This window comes from Labrenzia sp. THAF82, assembly GCF_009363435.1.
Lineage (GTDB): Bacteria > Pseudomonadota > Alphaproteobacteria > Rhizobiales > Stappiaceae > Roseibium > Roseibium porphyridii.
Genome location: NZ_CP045354.1, coordinates 523362 through 543059 on the forward strand (window position 1 = coordinate 523362; position 19698 = coordinate 543059).

Consider the following 19698-nt stretch of genomic DNA (forward strand, 5'->3'; position numbering starts at 1 on the left):
ATCCCGATCGCGGGCAGCACCTTAAGGAGAAGCGGTTAATTGCGCAAACCTGCATGAGCGGGTTTCTTCGATGCGGCGGAACAAGCCGGACAAGGTGCCAACCGGCCAACAGACCAGACAGGCGGTAAACAATGACTCTTGGAATGACACTTTCAACGGCAGAGGCAATCACTTCCGCCGCATTGGAAAAAGCAGTCGAACTCAAACTGAAGCCTCTTACCGTTGCGATTCTGGACGCGGGCGGTCATGCGGTTCTGGTCAAACGGCAGGACGGCTCATCCATTATGCGCCCTCAGATTGCAACCGGAAAAGCCATTGGAGCATTGGCTGTCGGAACCGGTACACGCTGGCTGAATGCAAACGCGGAGTCGCGGCCTCATTTCGTCAACGCGCTGAACGGCGTCTCCGGCGGTGCGATCGTGCCTGTTCCAGGTGGTGTTCTGATCAAAGGCGAGAGTGGAGAGACCCTTGGCGCTGTCGGAATAACCGGAGATACCTCTGACAATGACGAAGCGTGCGCAGTTGCCGGCATTGTTGCTGCCGGTCTTGTCGCCGATTGCGGCTGATCCGGTTCAACGGGTTGAGAGGCCTTTTCGGAATATGGCCAGTTTTCCGCTGGCCGTTGCCACCTGATCGATCTGTTCCCAGCGTCTGTTTTTCAGAATGGTCGTTGCCGAACCTGTCGTAGCAAGGATGTGATCAAATCCGAGTTGCGCCGCCTCGATTTCCGCAGCAGCAACCAGCGCGCTTCCGATGCCATTTCGGCGCAGGGCTTCCGGCACAAGCAAAGCCGTCAACCAAGCGCCGGGATAGACGTCGGAGCCTGGAGATGTTGACCTGAGCGATACGGTTCCAATTGGCAGTAAGGCTCGATCTACCGCCACCAGGCATTGCGGCAAGATGCCTGGCGTCTTTAGGCAGGCCTTCAGGTCTTTTCTTGCGTCACCTGAACCGCCTGGCCCATACCAGTGCGGCCAACTGTCCTGATACAAGTCTGCGATCTGCCCAAGCTGCCGGGAAAGGTCAGACAGGGGCAGAATTCCGGCGAGTGCGCGCGCCGTCAAAGATCAGGGCTTGTCGGAGAGCTTGTTGATCTTCTTCTGCATTTCCTCGAGCTGACGCTTCATATCGTCAAGATCAGCCGTTTCGGCTTTCTCGGTCTTGGTGCTGCCTGTGGCTGTCGGTGCTTCCGATGCGGCTCCGGCCTCACCTGTCGGGAACGGCATGAACATCTTCATCGCCCGTTCAAACATTTCAGTATTGCGTTTGACCTGGTCCTCGATCGCGTCGAAGGCTGTGGCTCCGAAAGCTTCGCTCATTTGAGATCGCAGCTTTTCCTGTTCCTTCGTCAAGGATGTCATCGAATATTCGAGAAAGCTCGGCACGAGACCCTGCATGCTGTCGCCGTAAAAGCGGATCAGTTGTCTGAGGAAAGTCACGGGAAGCAGGTTCTGGCCCTTGCCTTCCTGCTCGAAGATAATCTGGGTCAGAACAGACCGGGTGATATCCTCGCCGCTCTTTGCGTCATAGACGACAAAGTCTTCTTCCCCCTTCACCATCACCGCCAGATCCTCAAGGGTGACATAGGTGCTGGTGCCCGTGTTGTAGAGCCGCCGGTTGGCGTATTTCTTGATGATTGTTGGCTCGCTGGTTTTGGCCATCCGTCACTTCCGCCTATCTGCCTTACGGCTGGAACGGGATTTGCTCCCGTCTCGTTTCGCATTTGATGGCGCCGTCTTCGCAGACGCGTCATCTCCTCCAACTAAGAGACTAAGCCAATCGTAGCGGATCGTGCCACTCTTTTTATGTGCGCCGACGAAAGGATAATGCCGCAAATGCGAAATCAGGCCGCGCATACGGAGAGTCACGGTTGACACGCATGCCGGTGCGGTTTCTAGTCGCCTCATCGATAAGGAACAAAGGTGCCCTAACGGTACCAGCATTCTATGGCCGTCCGGCCTCAAGTCCTGGAGAGTATGATGAGCGCTTCCACCGATGTTGTCATTGTCAGCGCGACCCGCACCCCTGTCGGGTCGTTCAACGGTTCTTTTGCCAATGTGCCGGCACATGATCTTGGTACCATTGTTATGAAAGCAGCGATGGAACAGGCCGGTGTCGACGGCGCTGATATCGACGAGGTGGTTTTCGGTCAGGTGTTGACTGCGGCGCAAGGCCAGAACCCTGCACGGCAGGCAGCCATCAACGCAGGTATCGCCGACAGTTCGACCGCCTGGACCCTTAATCAGGTTTGCGGTTCCGGCCTGCGGACGGTCGCCATTGCGGCACAGCAGATCCAGACAGGCGATGCATCCATCATGATGGCCGGTGGACAGGAAAACATGTCTTTGTCTCCGCATGCGGCACATATGCGCAACGGCTACAAGATGGGCGACTACAAGATGATCGACACAATGATCAAAGACGGCTTGTGGGACGCGTTCAATGGCTACCATATGGGTCAGACCGCCGAGAATGTCGCTGAAAAGTGGCAGATCAACCGCGAGCAGCAGGATGAATTCGCGGTCGCTTCCCAGAACAAGGCGGAAGCAGCTCAGAAGGCCGGAAAGTTCAAGGATGAGATCACACCGGTCACCGTAAAGGAGCGCAGGTCGGAGCGTGTCGTTGAGGATGATGAATATATTCGTCATGGCGCGACCCTTGAAAGCGTTGCAAAACTTCGTCCGGCCTTCAACAAGGAAGGATCTGTGACAGCCGCGAATGCTTCCGGCATCAACGACGGCGCGGCTGCGCTTTTGGTGATGAGCGCCGCGGAAGCCAAAAAGCGTGGGCTGACACCTCTGGTGCGGATTGCATCCTGGGCAACGGCCGGCGTCGATCCGGCGATCATGGGATCAGGTCCGATCCCGTCCTCACGGAAGGCTCTGGACAAGGCAGGCTGGAGCGCGGCTGATCTCGATCTGGTCGAGGCAAACGAAGCCTTCGCGGCTCAGGCATGTGCCGTCAACAAGGACATGGGCTGGAACCCGGACATCGTCAATGTCAACGGCGGCGCAATTGCGATCGGACACCCGATCGGCGCGTCAGGTGCTCGCATCCTGTGTACATTGATCCACGAAATGAACCGTCGTGACGCCAAAAAGGGCCTTGCAACGCTGTGTATCGGCGGCGGTATGGGCGTTGCCATGTGTCTGGAGCGCTAAGCGTTCAAATGATTTGGATCATGGCCGGCATCGTCCGGCCATGGCTTTTAAGAAACTGAGAGTTCAAAAACCTCGAGGCCCTAAGGGTCCGAAACCGGAATTCAGGAGGAAGGGGAATGAGCAAGGTCGCATTGGTCACTGGTGGAACGCGTGGCATCGGCGAATCCATTTCGCGTGGTCTTAAGGACGCAGGCTATACGGTGGCGGCCACTTATGCCGGCAATACCGAAAAGGCCGAAGCCTTCAAGGCAGAAACCGGTATCCACGTCTTTAAATGGGACGTCTCCGATCCTGACGCCTGCGCTGCGGGCATTGCAAAGGTTGAAGAGGAGCTGGGGCCGGTCGAGGTTCTGGTCAACAATGCGGGCATCACCCGCGACGGCATGTTCCACAAGATGGACTTCGATCAGTGGCGGGCAGTGCTCTCCACTAATCTGGACTCCATGTTCACGATGACCAAGCCTGTCATCAACGGCATGCGCGGACGCGGGTCGGGGCGCATCATCAACATCTCGTCCATCAACGGCCAAAAAGGCCAGATGGGCCAGACCAACTATTCCGCAGCAAAAGCAGGGGTGATCGGTTTCACCAAGGCGCTAGCCCAGGAAAACGCCTTTAAAGGCATCACAGTCAACTGCGTTTGCCCGGGTTACATCAACACCGATATGGTCGCTGCAATGCCGGAAAAGGTTCTTGAAAGCATCGTCTCCGGCATCCCTGTCGGCCGTCTTGGCCATCCTGAGGAAATCGCACAGACCGTCGTTTATCTGGCGTCGGACTCTGCGGCATTCATGACAGGTGCCGTCATGACCATCAATGGCGGCCAGTATATCGCCAACGGCTGATCAACTTGCCAACCGAGATCCGAAGAAGGCGCCATTTGGCGCCTTTTTTGTTGCTCTAGGCACACCCGACGGATTGCGTGGCGAGGATCATCTTGACGCGATGGTCAATGTCCTTGCGCATGGCGTCCGCTGTCCAGCCTGCACGGCCCCGAAACATGTATCCCTGACGAATGTCGTACAGGAAGCGGGCGCGCTCCAGAGAAGGGAAATCCGGCGGCAGCACACCCTTTTCCTTTTCCAGGTCAAAACGAGCGGCCAGCCGCTTGTCCGTGTCGTCGATGGCCTTTTCAACCCGTTCTGAAACTCCCTCGACTTCACCAATGCTGGCTGACACGCTCGATGCCAGAAAACAGCCCTTTGCGCCGCTTTCATGCGCAGTGGCGTAGATGATCACCTGCTCCAGGAACCCCTTGACGGCGCGCTCGATATCCGGTTCGGCCTCAAAAGCCACAACCGGTGCACAGCCATCGACATCGCCGTAAAGGTCGATGGTCTTCAGAAAAAGTTCCCGTTTGTCGCCAAAGGCCGCGTACATGCTGGGTCCGCTGATCCCCATCGCACCTGTCAGGTCTTTCAGCGAAGCGCCGTCATAGCCCTTCGCCCAGAACACATTCATCGCCGCCATTAGCGCCTCGCGACTGTCAAAGGTGCGCGGACGACCCATTTTTTTTGTATCGGTCAATATATAATCCTTGACTTGCGCTCATTTCGTATATTTATGTATCGATCATTATATATCTCAAGGAGCACTCGATGGCAAATCCAAAGCCTCTTGTAGGGGACGTATTCCCAAAAATCACCGTACCCAAACTGGGTGGTGGAGAGCTGACTCTCGGTAGACCCGGCGCCGGCCATGACTGGCAGCTGGTCGTGGTCTACCGTGGTAAACACTGTCCTATCTGTACCCGCTATTTGTCTGAGCTCAACGCCATTCTTCCCGATTTGAGCAAGATCGGCGTCGATGTCGTTGCCGTTTCAGCGGACCCTGAAAGCCGTGCGCAGGCCCAGATCGCCGAAGCCGGTGCAGATTTTCCCGTCGGCATTGAATTGACCGTCGACCAGATGCGCCAACTCGGGCTTTACGTTTCTGATCCTCGATCTGCGGAAGAAACAGATCGGCCTTTTGCTGAGCCTGGGCTCTTTGTGATCAATGACGCCGGCAAACTGCAGGTCACGGATATCTCCAATGCACCGTTCGCCCGGCCGGCTCTTTCATCCGTGTTGATGGGGCTGAATTTCATCAAAAATCCGGAAAACAACTATCCGATCCGAGGAACACATCATGTCCAGAACTGACGACCAGGCAACAGCAGTGAAAGCGGTAATTGAGCGGCTGATTGAAAATGTTTCATCGAACACGGCTTCAATCCTCGATGACACCTATCATGACGACATGACCGTCATCATGCTGAGCCCAGAGGATGAGGCCATTGTTCTGGACAAGCAGCAAATGACCGAAACCGTCACCAAAACCCTTGAACAGAATAACGGCGCCATCGGAACCTGGGCCCGGTTTCATCATGTCTCCGTCAATGGTGATACGGCACATGTTTTGCTTTCCAGACGCAACGAGCTGACCGGGCCCAATCAGCAGATCACGCTCGGTATTGATTTGGTCAATCAGGACAATCGCTGGCAAATTACACGCGAAGTGATTGTTACAAGGCCGGTTTCCTAGACCAACAGGTTCATAGATTGCCTGGGTCGCTTACGGGTCGGGCACCTGCTTCTCAATAAAATCAGGACTAATCAGATGAGTTTCAAATTGAAGACCGTAGGCCTTTCGATCGCCCTAATGCTCTCCGCCGCGCCATTGGTCGTGTCGGCAGATCAGGAAGGCGCAATCGCAGCCCTGGAAGGCCTCAATGATCGTTTCAACGCAGCTGCCTCCAACCATGACGCGGCGGGTATCCTGTCGCTCTATGCGGACGACACGATCTGGATTGCACCCGGAAAGCCTGCCGTCAAGGGATTGGAAGAACCCAAGAAGCTGTTCGAATTCGTTACCTCGAACAAGGGAGACGTCAGTCATTCGATCGATACGCTTTTCGTATCTGACGATGGAACGCTTGCGGTAATGATCGGGTCAGTCGTTGCCAAGATCGAAAGCGCTGGTATGGACGCAACAGGCACCTATCTCTATGTCCTGCAACCTGGCGACGAAGGCTGGGAAGTGGCCGCTGACATGTGGCATCAGCATGAGGAATAGCATTAAAACTCGGGTCCAAGGCACGCGGACTGGGAGCAAATGAACGCCCTAAAGGACGAAAAAGGCGCCTTTACGCGCCTTTTTCTTTGCCGCGGTTATTGATGCGGCGTCACTTTGCGTCCGGTGAAAAAATTCAATAATCTGTTGCCGGATGATCTTGCTGGCCGATCCATGTTGCGAATTTCGGAAACGTCCATGTCGAATGCGGCAATCATGTCCACCTGGCCATCCAGCAACGTGATTTCCTGGCGCGTGGTTCGCAAGGACAAGCGGCCAACCATCTGTACGGGTTGATAGATTTCTTCGGCATTCAACCCTTCCTCAACCTGATAACGGATCATCTGATTGGGGTCGGGTGCAGGCATGTGGCTGCACATGCCTGCTTCCGGAACAAGATAGCCGCCGGTAACCGTTTTGGTTCCAGGTGCGAAAACAGGAATGGCGTAGCCCGAAATAACGATTTCCTGGCCATCAAGGTCGGGATTGCCGGCTAGAGCCGCCTTCGCACGCTTTTTGCCGATCTCATGACGTTGCGACAATAACCAGTCCGTGCGAACGCCGGATGCGGCAAGCTTGGCTTCCTCGCGCTGAAGTCTCTCTCTCGTCTGCGCAGCGGAATTTGCAGAAAGGGTCGTTTGTTCAAGCTCGCGGCGCAGCCGCAGCACAGTCCCGAGAGATCGAAGTTCCGCAATGCTCAAGGTGGCGAAGGGATCTTCAAAGATGGTGGAGCCGGGGTCGGGCAGATCTGTCCAATTGACGGCAACCTTTGCCGCTGCCGCCGGAAAGGAAACTAGAAAGAGGCACAAGATTAAAAACAGACGCATATGCGGCTACCTGTGCGGTTGATCTTAAAATCGCTTCCTAGGCGATAGCAGATTGGCGCCTTCCAAGCACCTCAAATTGCTGCGAAGACCACATATGTTGCCCACAGACTGGGTGTTGACCAGACAAAGAGGAGCGGAGTGTGTCTCACGTCTTAAGTCGCAAGTTTTGACGTTGTGACCGGACTGGATGCTTGCTGCTCCGTGTCGGGTTCCGCGATCTTGCACTGGCCAAGAAGTTGTGCTGCGTGCTGTTTCAGGCGCGTCAAGCTTGACCCTCCTGCCTTGCATCACATATGTCCGGGCGGGCAGTGCGACTTAATAGGAACCGATTAGACAATGGAATTTGAACACGCTCCGAACGATCCGACGCGGAAGGAATTGTCGCCGCTCTTGAAGCTGGCACTGGAACTCGGCCCGCTCGGCGTGTTTTTTCTGTTCAACGCTCGCGGTGAACAGCTCGCAGCTTCATTTCCTGTACTTCAGGCGATTGGCGAGCCGATTTTTCTGGCGACGGCCGCTTTCATGGTTGCCATCACGATTTCGCTGACGGTGTCGCTCTGGCTGACCAGACGGCTGCCGATCATGCCACTGGTTTCGGGTGTCGTCGTGCTTGTGTTTGGAGCACTGACCCTTTGGCTGCATGACGAGCTTTTCATCAAGCTCAAGCCGACCATCGTCAATAGCCTGTTCGGTTCCGTGCTGCTTTTGGGGTTGGTATTCGGAAAAGCGTTGCTTGGATATGTCTTCGACAGTGCTTTCAGACTTACCGATGAAGGCTGGCGCAAGCTGACTTTGCGCTGGGGCGTTTTCTTCTTTGTGCTGGCGGCGATCAATGAGATCGTTTGGCGTAATTTTTCAACCGATTTCTGGGTCAATTTCAAGGTGTTCGGCATCATGCCGATCACATTGCTTTTCACGCTCTCACAGCTACCGCTGATTCAAAAACATGCCATTCTGGAAGACGACGAAGACGATTGACGGCTTTGTCGGTGTCAGTCCGGCCGGAGCTGACAGCTGTTGTGTGATTTGAATCCAGGTGCGCCGCTTGGCGCACTTCCTCAGTGCATGCCGTCGTGACCGAACGAGACATCCCGGCGCGCGCCTGTGATGGAGATTGAGAACCCTGCGATTACGTCAATCAGGGAGATTGCCATCAAGATGAAGAACAGGGATGTGGCCGCCTGTTGCAGCACGAGAAATTCGACTAGGTAAGCGACAAATACGAGCACTGAAAACATGTGGTCAAGCAAGGCTGTGGTGCCTATGCGCGTGGCTTTCAGAATTTCAATGAACAGAAAGAAGAGGCCGATTGTAATCAGGAGGTCGCTGGCGAGCAGCTGGAAGGTTGCGCCCGAAACCATGGCAATCGTGATAATGGGTTGCGACCAGAAGCCGGGATCTGCGGCTCCGACGGTGAAGGCAAAACCGTTGTAAATCAGCAAACTGAACAAAGTGAAAGGAATGGCAGAAAACAGACGCATTGATGCGGCTCCCGGTAAGTCTGGCCCTGTCCGGGCGGAATGGACCCGACCTGACACCAACATCCCGGCGATTTCAAGCCAAAAGAAAAAGGCCGGCCTGTCGAAACAGGGCCAGCCTCAATCCTGGTTTGCCGAGCGGCGATCCGCCCTTAGAAAAACGCTGTTATGCGTCTTCTTTCGGGGTCATGATCTGACGGCCCCGGTACATGCCGGTCTTCAGGTCAACGTGATGCGGACGGCGCAATTCGCCCGAATCCTTGTCCTCGACGTAAGTCGGCTGCTTGAGGGCGTCCGTGGAACGGCGAAAACCGCGCTTCATGCGCGAGGTTTTTCTCTTTGGAACGGCCATTTTATTTGTTTCTCCGTGGTCCATAACCGCGCGGCCCGGACCGGGTAAGCCCGGGGCGTGGCAGCACGCAGTGCATTGGAATGCGCGGCGTTATACAGGCAACTCCGGCATTTTGCCACCCCATAGACAAAAATTTCTTGGTTCGGCCGGAACTTACCTGTCGCAGGCTTCGGCCAGGCAAATTCAATTGTCCAGAACGCAGCCGAATATAGGACCAGCGCCTTTGACCCTGGCAAGGTTGGTCGACGCCAGACGGCGGTGCCCGGAAGAGGGACTCACCGGGTTGCGCGCAAGCGGATTTGGCAGAGCCGTTGCCAGTCTTGCCGCTTCCACCCGTGTCAGATCCTTTGCAGGTTTGCCGAACCAGGCCTGCGCTGCCGCCTCTGCGCCGAAGATGCCTTCACCCCACTCGGCGATATTGAGATAGATCTCCAGGACCCGCCTTTTGGTGAGGATCGCATCCAGCATCAGCGCCAAAGGCAGCTCAAGTGCTTTGCGTACATAGGACCTGTCTCCCCAGAGGAACAGGTTCTTCGCTGTCTGCATTGTAATTGTGCTGGCGCCGCGCGGCCGTTCGCCTTCGCTCAGAGCTTCGACCTGGTCCTGTAGCGCGTCCCATTCAACGCCATCGTTTACGCAGAAGCCACTGTCTTCGGATGTGATGACCGATTTCACAAGGTTTGGCGATATCCGTTCCAGGGGCACCCATTGCCGATCCACCCAGAGAAGCTGCGCATAGCGACCGATCATGAGTGTGCTCACAGGCGGCACGACAGAATAGATGATTGTCAGGAGCGGGGGCAGAACAATGGCGAGGAGAACGAGGCGGACCAACCATTTGCGCAGGAGCGCCCAGAAGGAGCGCTTCTTGGTCGATGTTTTCCGCGCGCCCGATCCACCTCCGGTCGCTCTTGTTCTAGCCATTCAAAGCCCGTTCGTTGTCCACGATATAGTCCCGAATAATCGGAACAGCGTCCCGCTCTTTCGACAGGAGAAGTTGAAAAACCATGTTTGACCCGTGAAGGAAACCGAGTTCAACAGCACAAAGGTAAAATTCCCACATACGGCAGAACGCTTCGTCGTAAAGGGCGGCGGCCGGGATACGCTGTGCTTCGAAGCGACGACGCCAATCGCGGATGGTGTAGTAGTAGTGCAGACGCAGTATTTCCGCATCGCAGACCCATAGCCCCAGCCTTTCCGTGGAAGCGAAAACCTCCGACAGCGCGGGGACGTAACCACCTGGGAAAATGTATTTGCGAATGAAGGGGCCCGTCGTACCTGGAGGCGTCATGCGGCCAATGGAGTGGATCACGGCATAGCCCCGATCTGTCAGACAGGACCTGATCTTGCCGAAATAGTCGTCAAGATGGCCTATGCCGACATGCTCCATCATGCCAACTGAAATGACCCGGTCGAACTGTCCTTCGAACTCGCGGTAGTCTTTGAGAACAAAGGTGACCCTGTCTTCCAGTCCGGCGGCGCGAACGCGTTCTTCTGCAATCTTGACCTGTTCCGGCGAAACGTTCAGCGATGTCACACGGGCACCTGCTTCGGCCATGCGGATGGCAAGTGACCCCCATCCGCCACCGATCTCAAGCACTTCCATGTCCGGTTCAAGATCGAGTTTGGCAACAAGGTGGGTCAGCTTTGCAGCTTGTGCGTTTTCAAGGCTTTCATCCGGACTTGTGTAATAGGCACAGCTGTAGTTCAGCCCTTCATCCAGAAAGAGCCGGTAGAGCTCGGTGGAAAGGTCATAGTGATGCCGGGCCTGTGTTTTTGCCCGTTCAACGCTGTTTTGCTGATGGCGTCGTCGGAAGGCTTTCCATCCCTTGCGCAACAGGCCTTGAACCGGGTGCGCGCCAAGCGGCGCTCTGTTGATCGAAAACAGAAACATGAAGTCGTAGCAGGTAGAGCCTTCTTCCATCGTGAGCGACCTGTCCATATAGGCCTCTCCGGCTGCCAGTTCTGGGTTCAGGAAAAGGGATCTGTGGAGCTTCTTGTCATGCAGGCGAATGGTGACTGTTGGTCCGTCTTCGCCCGATCCAAACTCGTGCAATGCGCCGCCGGCATCATAAACACGCATGCGCCCGCGCTTGATAAAGGACCGCAACAGACCCGACAGCAATCTCATAAAACAGTCTCCCAACCCAGAACCAAGACAGACCGGCGATTAATACAGCTGCCAGTTTTTCAAATTCGCGCCTTGACGATACAGAGAATTGGTATCAGGGAAACCCGAACTTTGAAAAAGTTGTTCTGGAGCTGAATGTGACCTTTGACTTGAAGCAGCATCTGACAGCACAGGCTGGACGCATAGAGACTGTTCTGGAGCGCATTTTGGGCAGCGCTGCCCTGGATGCCGAGACCACGCGGCCACCACGCCTGCTGGCCGCAATGCGTCATGGTGCCCTGAACGGTGGCAAGCGTTTGCGTCCCATTCTTGTCCTGGAAGCGGCCAACCTGTTCGGTCGCTCGGATCAGGGCGTTCTGGAGGCGGCCTGCGCATTGGAGCTTGTTCATTGCTATTCGCTCGTCCACGATGATCTTCCAGCCATGGATGATGATGACCTGCGCCGTGGGCAGCCAACGGTGCACAAGGCATTTGACGAAGCCGCTGCTATTCTTGCAGGCGATGCGCTGCTGACCCTGGCGTTTGACGTTATTGCAGGAGAAGCTGTTCACGCAGATCCTTCCGTACGCCTGAGACTTTCACGTGGCCTTGCAAGGGCTTCAGGTGTCGGCGGCATGGCGGGCGGTCAGATGATCGATCTTGAATCTGAACATCTGGATCGAAGTGAGGCCGACATCCGGCAGCTGCAATCCATGAAAACCGGAGCCTTGCTACGCTACGCTTGTTGGGCGGGTGCGGTACTTGCCGATGCAGACGAAAGTGATCTGCACTGCCTTACCCGTTTTGGAGAAGTCACAGGTCTCGCCTTTCAGCTGGCAGACGATCTCCTGGATGTCGAAGCGAGTGCGGAAACCATGGGAAAGGCGACAGGCAAGGATGCCGAAGCCGGAAAGGCCACACTTGTCGGCCTTTGGGGTATCGACAAGACCAGGGACGAACTGGCCCGGCTCTCTAAAGACGCCGAAACACTGCTTGAACCTTACGGCGAGCGAGCTCGTGTGCTGACCGCGCTAGCGGACTACATCGTCAAACGTTCGAACTGATGCGGATCTTTCAATCGTCCTGACGCGTGTCCGCTGCATGACGGCCAAAGTCCGGTTCGTCGGTTTCCTGTCCGGCTTCGATGATGGAGCGCCGGATGCCGCGTGTGCGTGTAAACAGGTCAAAGAGCATGTCCCCGTCACCCCAGCGGATGGCGCGCTGCATGGCAGAAAGATCTTCTGAGAAACGCGACAGCATCTCCAGAATCGCTTCCTTGTTGTTCAGGCACACGTCGCGCCACATGGTCGGGTCCGAGGCGGCCAGACGCGTAAAATCGCGAAAACCGGACGCGGAATACTTGATTACCTGAGACTTTGTGACCGTTTCCAGGTCATCGGCAGTGCCGACAATATTGTAAGCGATCAGATGCGGCAGATGTGAAACGATCGCCAACACCAGATCGTGGTGTTTTGGATCCATGAGGTCGACGTTTGAGCCACACTCTTGCCAGAAAGCCGACAGCTTTTCCAAAGCGGCCTGATCCGTACCCTTGGGCGGCGTCAGGATGCACCAACGTTGATCGAAGAGGGTCGGGAAACCTGCGTCGGGACCGGATTGTTCAGTGCCCGCAATCGGATGGCCCGGGATGAAATGCACACCCTTGGGAACGTGTGGGCTCACCTGATCCACAACAGACTGCTTGGTGGAGCCGACATCGGTCAAAATAGCACCGGCCTTGAGCACGGGCGAAATCCACTTGGCAACTGCTTCGTTGGCACCAACGGGAACACACAAGATCACGAGATCAGCGCCGTCAACGGCTTGCGCGGCATCGACCGAATAAAAGTCGCCGAGCTCCAACTCTTCCGCCCGCTGCAATGTGGCAGGGGAGCGAGTGGAAATCGCGATTTCCTTGACCAGGCCACGTTGCCGTGCGGTCTGTGCGATCGACGACCCGATCAGGCCAATGCCGATCAGGGCCATGCGCTCAAAAAGGGGGGCGCCAGTCATCGGGAGTTGTCTGCTTTCTGTCTGTCAACGGTTTGTCAGGAAATCCCTGAGATGGGCCACAACTGTGCGGTTGGCTTCTTCTGAACCGATTGTCATGCGGATCGCGTTGGGAAGGCCGTAATTCCCGACCATGCGCAGGACACAGCCACGCTCCAGCAAATAGGCGTCTGCGTCCTTGGCGCGCTGGCCGTCCTGATCGGGAAAATGAACCAGTACGAAATTGCCGACGCTGGGTGTTACCTTGAGTCCGATTTTTTCCAGCTCATTGGTGACCCAAGGAAGCCATTTCTCGTTGTGGTCAACAGACTTGGCGACAAAATCCCGATCTCTGACGGCAGCAATGCCCGCCGCTATCGCAACGCCGGACATGTTGAAGGGGCCGCGGATCCGGTTCAGGGCATCAATGATATGAGCCGGGCCGAAGCCCCATCCGACACGCAGGTTTGCAAGGCCGTAGATCTTGGAAAAGGTCCGGGTCATGAAAACATTTTCAGAGGTTGCGGCCAGTTCAATGCCGCTCTCGTAGTCATTGCGCCGAACATATTCGCCGTAGGCCGCATCCAGCACCAAAAGCACGTGAGCAGGCAGGCTCTCATGCAGCCGTTTGACTTCCTCATAGGGCAGATATGTTCCTGTCGGATTGTTGGGATTGGCTATGAAGACCATTTTGGTCTTGTCGGTCACCCGTTCCAGGATCGCATCGACATCCGTTGAAAGGTCGGTCTCCGGCGCAACGACCGGTGTGGCGCCAGCGGCGCGGATGGCAATATCGTAAACCAGAAATCCGTGCTCGGAATAAATCGCCTCGTCACCGGGAGCAAGATATGCATTTGCCAGCATGCTCAACACTTCGTCCGAGCCGGCACCACAAATGATCCTGTCAGGATTGAGCCCGTAGATGTCGCCAATGGCTTCCCGCAGTTCGGTTGCCGCGCCATCCGGATAAAGCTCCAGATTCCGGATCACATGATCAACCGCCGGGCTGACCGTTGCGCTGGTGCCAAGTGGCGTTTCATTGGAAGAAAGCTTGTGAACGGTCTTGCCGTGGCTGCCTTTGGATTTGCCCGGGACGTAGGCTGCAATATCCAGCACGCCGGCTTTCGGCTGCGGACGGTTTCCGGCTTCGTTCACTTTGCTCATCTCGTTCATTCCTGAGGCTCCCTGTCCCCGGCTTCAGTGTTTATTCCGGTCCAAATGCTTCGTCTGCGTCGCCGTCACCGTCAATTGGTGCAGCGTATCCGCCGACATGTCTCAATATGTCAGGTGCCGCCCCGGCTGCAGCGCAGGATTCCAGGACGTCTTCCTCCGACAATTCACCCGAAATGGCAATCAGGGCATCGACCCCGCTTGCGGATCGGAAGAAGCTGAGGACCTCAATGCCCTGGTCCATCAGTTTACCGGGCAGGAGATCGGACCAGCGAGCGTCATAAACCGCCACATCCGTGTTGTCGACCAGGCCGTCAGCCCGGGACAGTACAAGCGCAGGTAAATCGGCGGGCCTATCTTCCAGAACCACGAAAGGAAGCCTGGATCGAACCTGTGCACCGGTTTCGCTCAGGCCGCGCCACCAGGGCAGTTCGGCCCGATCGTTCAAGGCTATGAGACCAAGATCGCTTCGGGATGCGGCAACAGCGCCGACCACATCCGCAGCATCGCCTCCAGGGACCAGCTCAGCGGAGAAGCCGAAATAGAAACGCGCCAGATCCAGCATCTCGATCAACTCTGCGCCGCCGTCCAGATGAATGGCGGTGCCTACTTTCAGATCGGTGCAGGCACAGATGATGTCCCGCCAGAAGTGCTCAACTGTTGCCAGCGGCAATTCACCTTTGTGGCGCTCCACCAGTTGACGCATCAGATCCGCGTCCCGCTCCGGCGAAAACACCGTTCTGCTTTCTCCAGAGACAGGAGGGGCCGAGTTGACTTCGGCTTCTGCCTGAGCGCGCTCCATCAGCGCATCGTGGATGCGGGCATCGATATCATCGATACGCTTGCGCAAATCCGCCAGCGACAATCCGCTATCCGGTAGTTGAGACATTGAAGGCTCCGCCTTATTCAAGGGTCAGCGGCGCATAGTCATAGGCATGTGATCGGTCAAACGCAAAAGAAAACATTGACTCTCAAAGCTTCACGCGGCTAGGTCGCCAGTCTGACTGATGTCAGGCCGCCTATGGCGGCGGCAATCAGGGAGCGGGTTCAGCGGGCCCCAAATCGCTGCAATCAGGTCCTAATTCAATTCGGACCGATATCAACACGCCGAACCGAGCCATGTCCGCCGATACACCCAGTCCAGAAACATCAGAAGACGTCAAGGCAAACGAGGCCATCGCCCCTTCAAGCAAGCTCGCGCATTTTCCTGCAGATGAGCCGTTGGAGCTGGATTCGGGTGTCAAACTTGGGCCATGGCAAATTGCCTATGAGACCTATGGCGAGCTGAACGCCGACAAATCCAACGCGATTGTGATCTGTCACGCGCTGACGGGTGATCAATATGTGGCGTCTACCAATCCTGTGACCGGTAAGCCTGGCTGGTGGGAGCTGATGGTCGGTCCCGGCAGGCCGGTCGACACAGATCATTACTTCGTTATTTGCGCCAATGTTCTTGGCGGCTGCCTTGGAACCACCGGCCCTGCAACCATGAACCCTCAAACCGGTGTGCCTTATGGGTTGGATCTCCCCGTGATCACCATTCGCGACATGGTTCGTGCGCAGGCACGGCTGGTTGACTATTTGGGCATCGACACGCTTTTTGCAGTCATGGGTGGTTCCATGGGTGGAATGCAGGTTCTGCAGTGGGCTGTCAGTTATCCTGAACGGGTGTTTGCGGCGGTCCCGATCGCGGCTGCTGCGCGCCACACTTCGCAGAACATCGCGTTTCACGAGGTTGGCAGGCAGGCAATCATGGCTGATCCCAACTGGCGGCAGGGCACCTACATCCAGGAAGGGGTTCGTCCAACGAAAGGTCTTGCGGTCGCGCGCATGGCGGCTCATGTCACCTATATGTCGGATGAATCACTGCATCAAAAGTTCGGCAGGAACCTTCAGGACAGAGACAATCTGACGTTCGGTTTTGACGCGGATTTCCAGATCGAGAGTTACCTGCGCCACCAGGGCATGACATTTGTCGATCGGTTTGATGCCAATTCCTATCTCTATGTCACGCGTGCCATGGATTATTTTGACCTGGCAGACCAGTTCGACGGGGCATTGCCGCAGGCATTTGCGGGGACGAACACGCGTTTTTGCGTGATGTCATTCACGTCCGACTGGTTGTTTCCAACTTCAGAAAGCCGGCAAGTCGTGAAGGCCTTGAATGCGGCTGCGGCAAACGTGTCCTTTGTCGAAATTGAGAGCGATCGCGGTCACGATTCTTTCCTGTTGGATGTGCCGGAGATGTTCGAAACCATTCGGGGTTTCCTGACCGGTGCCGCTCGGGCGCGTGGTGTGCCCGCACCTGGTGGGGAGGCCTAAACTGTGAACCTTGCCCCCAGACAAACCCGGCCCGGCGAAGTGCGCGGCGATCACAAGGTGGTTGCCTCGCTGGTGCCTGAAGGCGCGCGTGTTCTGGACATCGGTTCGGAAGACGGAGCTCTGCTCGATCTGCTTGCCCGCGAGCGCCGGATCGACGGTCGTGGCATCGAACTGTCGCAGGCAGGCGTGAACCGGTGCGTTGCACGAGGCCTTTCCGTCATACAAGGTGATGCGGACAAGGATCTGTCCGATTATCCGGACCGGGCTTTTGATGTCGTTATTCTCAGCCAAACGCTGCAGGCGACGCGTGAACCGAAAGAGGTGATGAGCGAACTGCTGCGGATCGGCAAGCGGGTGATTGTGTCGATCCCGAATTTTGCCCATTGGCGCAACCGCATGCAGCTTCTCTTCCGCGGCCGTATGCCGGTGACGAAATATCTGCCCTATGAGTGGTACGACACGCCGAACATTCACTTCTGTTCTCTGCGCGACTTTGTCGAGTTGTGCCATGAGCTTGACGCCGAAGTCGTCAAGGCCGTTGCCTTGAGCGCTCACGGCAACGAAATTCCGGTGAATGCACCTTGGTGGGTCTGGAACATTGTGGCCGAACAGGCGGTATTTCTGCTGAAACGGTAAAGAATATTGCTTCAGCTCAAAGGTTCATAACGCGAACGAGCGTATCTCGGATGTGTGGCCCGAACCGGTTTCAGTCCCGTCGCGACACCTTCGGGTATGAAAACGGGACGCAGAACGCGCAGGCGGCTGCGTTTGCCGTCGGCGGGCAGACTTTGAAACACCAGTTTTTCCGCTTCCATAACAAGGACACCACCGAATGCGGGCAGGACGCGGCGTCCGATCCCTTCCCAGGTTCGTGCCGCTCGCAGGATTGCTCGTGCCTTTGTGGGCGGCATGAACAAGGCTTCCGTGTCGTCCAGAACGTTGAACTGGCAGCTTTTCATCAGGTCCTTTAGCTGGCGGCCGGAATAAGGCCTGCCATATCCGAACGGGGAAAGCTCCGACTGAGCCCACAGGCCGCGCCGATTGGGCACCACAATGATCAGCCGGCCGCCGGGGGCGAGTACCCGCCAAGCTTCTTTAAGGACAGCCGCCGGATCCGAGCAATGGTCCAGAGCATGGACAAGCATGATCCTGTCAAAGGAAAGATCGGGAAAGGGCAAGATTGCGTCTTCTACCAGCGTACAAGATCCCGCGCGTTCGCGTGGCCAGGGTACGGCCCCCTGTGGGGCAGGCATTGCGGCGATCGCACGCTCGGCGGAGTCCAGGTACGGACGCATGAAAGGACCCGCATAGCCAATGCCCAGCAGACTTTGCCCAGACAGGTCCGGCCACATCTTGCGGATCGGCGCACCGATCAGGCTTCGAAGCAACCTGCCGAGCGGTAGATCGTAAAAGGCGCGCAAATGAACGACGTCTAGATACATGCAGCCTGGCTCTGTGAACGCGGGGTTCGTCCTCTTGACGCCGCGATTGAACATGGAACCGCAGTCCAGCGCAAGATCTCTTGCCTTGCTCTTGTTCCGGCACTTTGCCACTCTGCGTTTTAACAGACCTGCCCATCAACGGAGCTCCTCTATGGCATTGAGTGACACGACTGAAATCCGCCAGTTTTCCTGCCTTGACGACAATTTCGGCGTTCTCATTCATGATTCTGAGAGCGGGACGACCGTCGCGTTCGATGTGCCGGATTCGGGAGCCTATGAAGAGGTGCTTGAGACCACGGGCTGGAAACTGACGCATATTCTGATCACCCACCATCACTGGGACCACGTCCAGGGCCTTGGTGAATTGAAAGAGAAAACCGGGGCGACCGTGATCGGTCCGGAACGATCGCGCCAGAAGATTGCCGAACTGGACCGGACTGTTGAAGACGGAGATGGCGTTCTGTGCGGTCCTTATGAGGTCAGAGCCATATCGACACCCGGGCACACACTGGACCAGATATCCTGGCATATCGCTTCAATCGGAGTTGCCCACACGGGGGACACGCTGTTCTCGCTTGGTTGCGGCCGCGTCTTTGAGGGCGACAAGGAAATGATGTGGTCTTCGCTTGCCAAGCTCATGCAGAAATTACCCGATGATACCGTGATTTATTGCGGCCACGAATATACCGAAGCAAACGCCCGCTTTGCCCTTACCATCGAACCGGGCAATGCCGATCTGAAAGCGCGTGCCGAAGAAGTTGCCGGGCTTCGCGCCAGAAGCGAACCGACATTGCCGACAACAATGCGGCTTGAAAAGGCAACCAATCCGTTTTTGCGGGCCGGAGAGGTTTCAGTTGCAGCCGCGCTTGGAATGGACGGTAAGCCGGCTGTCGAGGTCTTTACCGAGATCCGGACACGCAAGGACAACGCCTGATCAGTCTTGAGAGGGCGCTATCAGCTTGGCAACAATTCCTGATTGTTTTCTCTGGAAGCTTTTCTGTCGTTCGGACTTAAAACAAATGGGATCTGTCCCCATATGCACGAGATCGTGATCTGTGAAGGGGCAGTTCCATGACACCTGCGAGTAGCAAAAACCATTTGAGCCGAACCGCTGAACAACGCGCCAAGGATGTGGTTCATCGGATCGTCAATCAGGCGGAGGCCATTCCCATGCACCAAGGCGGCGGGCACCGGCTGGACATGCAAGTTCTGTACGAAGAAGTCGTTGCGGCGCTTCGAGAAACCATAGACGATATCGCCTTCTGTTCGGATACCGGCCAGTCCTGAAACGTTGGCAGTGTCATCCAACCCGGCATTCAATTTGCGGAATTCAGATGAGCATTTCTCCGAACCTGACGGCTGACGATGTTGTCAATCTTTTGAAAATGCAGCCGCATCCAGAAGGCGGGTTTTATGTCGAAACCTTTCGGGATGATGTCACTGATGCGGCAGGACGGGCTGCGTCGACACTCATCTATTTCCTGTTGCCGGACGGCATTTTGTCGCGCTGGCACAAGGTCGATGCGGTGGAAACCTGGCACTGGTATGCGGGCGCACCACTTGAGCTGTCCATCAGTCCGGATGGAGCACGCAAAGTGGTCCTGACGCTCGGCAACGATCTCGCCGCTGGTCAACGGCCGCAAGGAATCGTACCCCGTGACGGGTGGCAGCAGGCACAGTCACTTGGCAGCTGGACGTTGGTTGGCTGTACTGTTGCACCCGGCTTTCAGTTCGAAGGCTTTGAAATGGCTCCGGAAGGGTGGCAGCCTGGAAGCTGATTGGATCAAAGCTTCTTG

General features: G+C 56.3%; 25 protein-coding genes. 13 read left to right on the forward strand and 12 right to left on the reverse strand.

From position 1 onward, the window contains the following. The first annotated feature begins 131 nt into the window (after nt 1–131). Entirely contained in the window at nt 132–566 is a 435-nt protein-coding gene (locus FIV00_RS02490; protein ID WP_152499337.1) for a heme-binding protein, read from the forward strand. A 6-nt stretch (nt 567–572) separates the two neighbouring features. On the opposite strand, the gene FIV00_RS02495 is transcribed toward FIV00_RS02490, so the two are convergent. Both FIV00_RS02495 and phaR read right to left on the reverse strand, forming a co-directional pair. Continuing rightward, nucleotides 573–1064, reverse strand: coding sequence for a GNAT family N-acetyltransferase (locus tag FIV00_RS02495; protein ID WP_152499338.1), 492 nt, complete (start codon nt 1062–1064; stop codon nt 573–575). A 3-nt stretch (nt 1065–1067) separates the two neighbouring features. Further along, nucleotides 1068–1661: a polyhydroxyalkanoate synthesis repressor PhaR gene (gene phaR, locus FIV00_RS02500; RefSeq protein WP_152499339.1), complete on the reverse strand. Its 594-nt coding sequence runs from the start codon at nt 1659–1661 to the stop codon at nt 1068–1070. 318 nt (nt 1662–1979) lie between these two features. Between phaR and FIV00_RS02505 the strand changes: the two genes are divergently transcribed. Next, a complete protein-coding gene (locus tag FIV00_RS02505) occupies nt 1980–3161 on the forward strand; it encodes an acetyl-CoA C-acetyltransferase (protein WP_152499340.1) in 1182 nt (393 codons plus the stop codon). Nucleotides 3162–3277: 116 nt separating this feature from the next. Next, a complete protein-coding gene (gene phbB / locus FIV00_RS02510) occupies nt 3278–4006 on the forward strand; it encodes an acetoacetyl-CoA reductase (protein WP_152499341.1) in 729 nt (242 codons plus the stop codon). A 55-nt stretch (nt 4007–4061) separates the two neighbouring features. Here the strand turns inward: phbB and FIV00_RS02515 are convergent, their stop codons facing one another. Continuing rightward, nucleotides 4062–4688, reverse strand: coding sequence for a TetR/AcrR family transcriptional regulator (locus tag FIV00_RS02515; RefSeq protein ID WP_247649327.1), 627 nt, complete (start codon nt 4686–4688; stop codon nt 4062–4064). 71 nt (nt 4689–4759) lie between these two features. On the opposite strand from FIV00_RS02515, the gene FIV00_RS02520 reads away from it, so the two are divergent. The 3 genes from FIV00_RS02520 to FIV00_RS02530 all read left to right on the forward strand — a co-directional run bounded on the left by FIV00_RS02520 (nt 4760) and on the right by FIV00_RS02530 (nt 6215). Next, nucleotides 4760–5302 carry a peroxiredoxin family protein gene (locus FIV00_RS02520; RefSeq protein WP_152499342.1) on the forward strand — a complete coding sequence of 181 codons (543 nt, stop codon included), beginning with the start codon at nt 4760–4762 and terminating at the stop codon, nt 5300–5302. Next, nucleotides 5289–5684, forward strand: a complete 396-nt coding sequence (locus tag FIV00_RS02525) for a hypothetical protein (RefSeq protein ID WP_152499343.1) — start codon at nt 5289–5291, stop codon at nt 5682–5684. The genes FIV00_RS02520 and FIV00_RS02525 overlap by 14 nt, the downstream gene beginning before the upstream one ends. 75 nt (nt 5685–5759) lie before the next feature. After that, complete coding sequence (locus FIV00_RS02530; protein WP_152499344.1) at nt 5760–6215, forward strand: nuclear transport factor 2 family protein; 456 nt, start codon at nt 5760–5762, stop codon at nt 6213–6215. A gap of 95 nt (nt 6216–6310) precedes the next feature. On the opposite strand, the gene FIV00_RS02535 is transcribed toward FIV00_RS02530, so the two are convergent. Beyond that, nucleotides 6311–7039 carry a DUF3299 domain-containing protein gene (locus FIV00_RS02535; RefSeq protein WP_152499345.1) on the reverse strand — a complete coding sequence of 243 codons (729 nt, stop codon included), beginning with the start codon at nt 7037–7039 and terminating at the stop codon, nt 6311–6313. A 336-nt stretch (nt 7040–7375) separates the two neighbouring features. Between FIV00_RS02535 and FIV00_RS02540 the strand changes: the two genes are divergently transcribed. Beyond that, complete coding sequence (locus FIV00_RS02540) at nt 7376–8017, forward strand: septation protein A (RefSeq protein ID WP_152499346.1); 642 nt, start codon at nt 7376–7378, stop codon at nt 8015–8017. Between the two features lie 80 nt (nt 8018–8097). Here FIV00_RS02540 and FIV00_RS02545 read toward each other — a convergent pair whose 3' ends face one another. The 4 genes from FIV00_RS02545 to FIV00_RS02560 all read right to left on the reverse strand — a co-directional run bounded on the left by FIV00_RS02545 (nt 8098) and on the right by FIV00_RS02560 (nt 11000). Then, a complete protein-coding gene (locus FIV00_RS02545; RefSeq protein ID WP_152499347.1) occupies nt 8098–8520 on the reverse strand; it encodes a hypothetical protein in 423 nt (140 codons plus the stop codon). Between the two features lie 163 nt (nt 8521–8683). After that, nucleotides 8684–8869 carry a 50S ribosomal protein L32 gene (gene rpmF, locus FIV00_RS02550; protein ID WP_152499348.1) on the reverse strand — a complete coding sequence of 62 codons (186 nt, stop codon included), beginning with the start codon at nt 8867–8869 and terminating at the stop codon, nt 8684–8686. 183 nt (nt 8870–9052) lie between these two features. Next, entirely contained in the window at nt 9053–9793 is a 741-nt protein-coding gene (gene mtgA, locus FIV00_RS02555) for a monofunctional biosynthetic peptidoglycan transglycosylase (RefSeq protein ID WP_152499349.1), read from the reverse strand. Next, nucleotides 9786–11000 carry a cyclopropane-fatty-acyl-phospholipid synthase family protein gene (locus tag FIV00_RS02560; RefSeq protein WP_152499350.1) on the reverse strand — a complete coding sequence of 405 codons (1215 nt, stop codon included), beginning with the start codon at nt 10998–11000 and terminating at the stop codon, nt 9786–9788. The genes mtgA and FIV00_RS02560 overlap by 8 nt, the downstream gene beginning before the upstream one ends. 137 nt (nt 11001–11137) lie before the next feature. Between FIV00_RS02560 and FIV00_RS02565 the strand changes: the two genes are divergently transcribed. Beyond that, nucleotides 11138–12043, forward strand: coding sequence for a polyprenyl synthetase family protein (locus FIV00_RS02565; RefSeq protein WP_173005842.1), 906 nt, complete (start codon nt 11138–11140; stop codon nt 12041–12043). A 10-nt stretch (nt 12044–12053) separates the two neighbouring features. On the opposite strand, the gene FIV00_RS02570 is transcribed toward FIV00_RS02565, so the two are convergent. The 3 genes from FIV00_RS02570 to FIV00_RS02580 are packed head-to-tail and all read right to left on the reverse strand — an operon-like array spanning nt 12054 to nt 15027. Beyond that, the gene (locus tag FIV00_RS02570; protein WP_152499351.1) at nt 12054–12992 is read right to left on the reverse strand and encodes a prephenate/arogenate dehydrogenase family protein; all 939 of its coding nucleotides are present in this window, start codon (nt 12990–12992) and stop codon (nt 12054–12056) included. Between the two features lie 24 nt (nt 12993–13016). Further along, nucleotides 13017–14141: a histidinol-phosphate transaminase gene (gene hisC, locus FIV00_RS02575; RefSeq protein WP_152499352.1), complete on the reverse strand. Its 1125-nt coding sequence runs from the start codon at nt 14139–14141 to the stop codon at nt 13017–13019. A 31-nt stretch (nt 14142–14172) separates the two neighbouring features. Continuing rightward, nucleotides 14173–15027: a chorismate mutase gene (locus FIV00_RS02580; protein ID WP_173005843.1), complete on the reverse strand. Its 855-nt coding sequence runs from the start codon at nt 15025–15027 to the stop codon at nt 14173–14175. A 230-nt stretch (nt 15028–15257) separates the two neighbouring features. Between FIV00_RS02580 and FIV00_RS02585 the strand changes: the two genes are divergently transcribed. Beyond that, nucleotides 15258–16460, forward strand: coding sequence for a homoserine O-acetyltransferase (locus FIV00_RS02585; protein WP_152499353.1), 1203 nt, complete (start codon nt 15258–15260; stop codon nt 16458–16460). A 3-nt stretch (nt 16461–16463) separates the two neighbouring features. Next, entirely contained in the window at nt 16464–17096 is a 633-nt protein-coding gene (gene metW / locus FIV00_RS02590) for a methionine biosynthesis protein MetW (protein ID WP_152499354.1), read from the forward strand. Nucleotides 17097–17107: 11 nt separating this feature from the next. Here the strand turns inward: metW and FIV00_RS02595 are convergent, their stop codons facing one another. Next, entirely contained in the window at nt 17108–17902 is a 795-nt protein-coding gene (locus tag FIV00_RS02595) for a class I SAM-dependent methyltransferase (protein WP_152499355.1), read from the reverse strand. Between the two features lie 151 nt (nt 17903–18053). On the opposite strand from FIV00_RS02595, the gene gloB reads away from it, so the two are divergent. The 3 genes from gloB (at nt 18054) to FIV00_RS02610 (ending at nt 19680) form a co-directional block, all read left to right on the forward strand. Further along, nucleotides 18054–18836, forward strand: a complete 783-nt coding sequence (gene gloB / locus FIV00_RS02600) for a hydroxyacylglutathione hydrolase (protein ID WP_152499356.1) — start codon at nt 18054–18056, stop codon at nt 18834–18836. Nucleotides 18837–18973: 137 nt separating this feature from the next. Then, the gene (locus tag FIV00_RS02605) at nt 18974–19189 is read left to right on the forward strand and encodes a hypothetical protein (protein WP_152499357.1); all 216 of its coding nucleotides are present in this window, start codon (nt 18974–18976) and stop codon (nt 19187–19189) included. Between the two features lie 47 nt (nt 19190–19236). Next, a complete protein-coding gene (locus tag FIV00_RS02610) occupies nt 19237–19680 on the forward strand; it encodes a cupin domain-containing protein (protein WP_152499358.1) in 444 nt (147 codons plus the stop codon). Nucleotides 19681–19698: the final 18 nt, after the last annotated feature.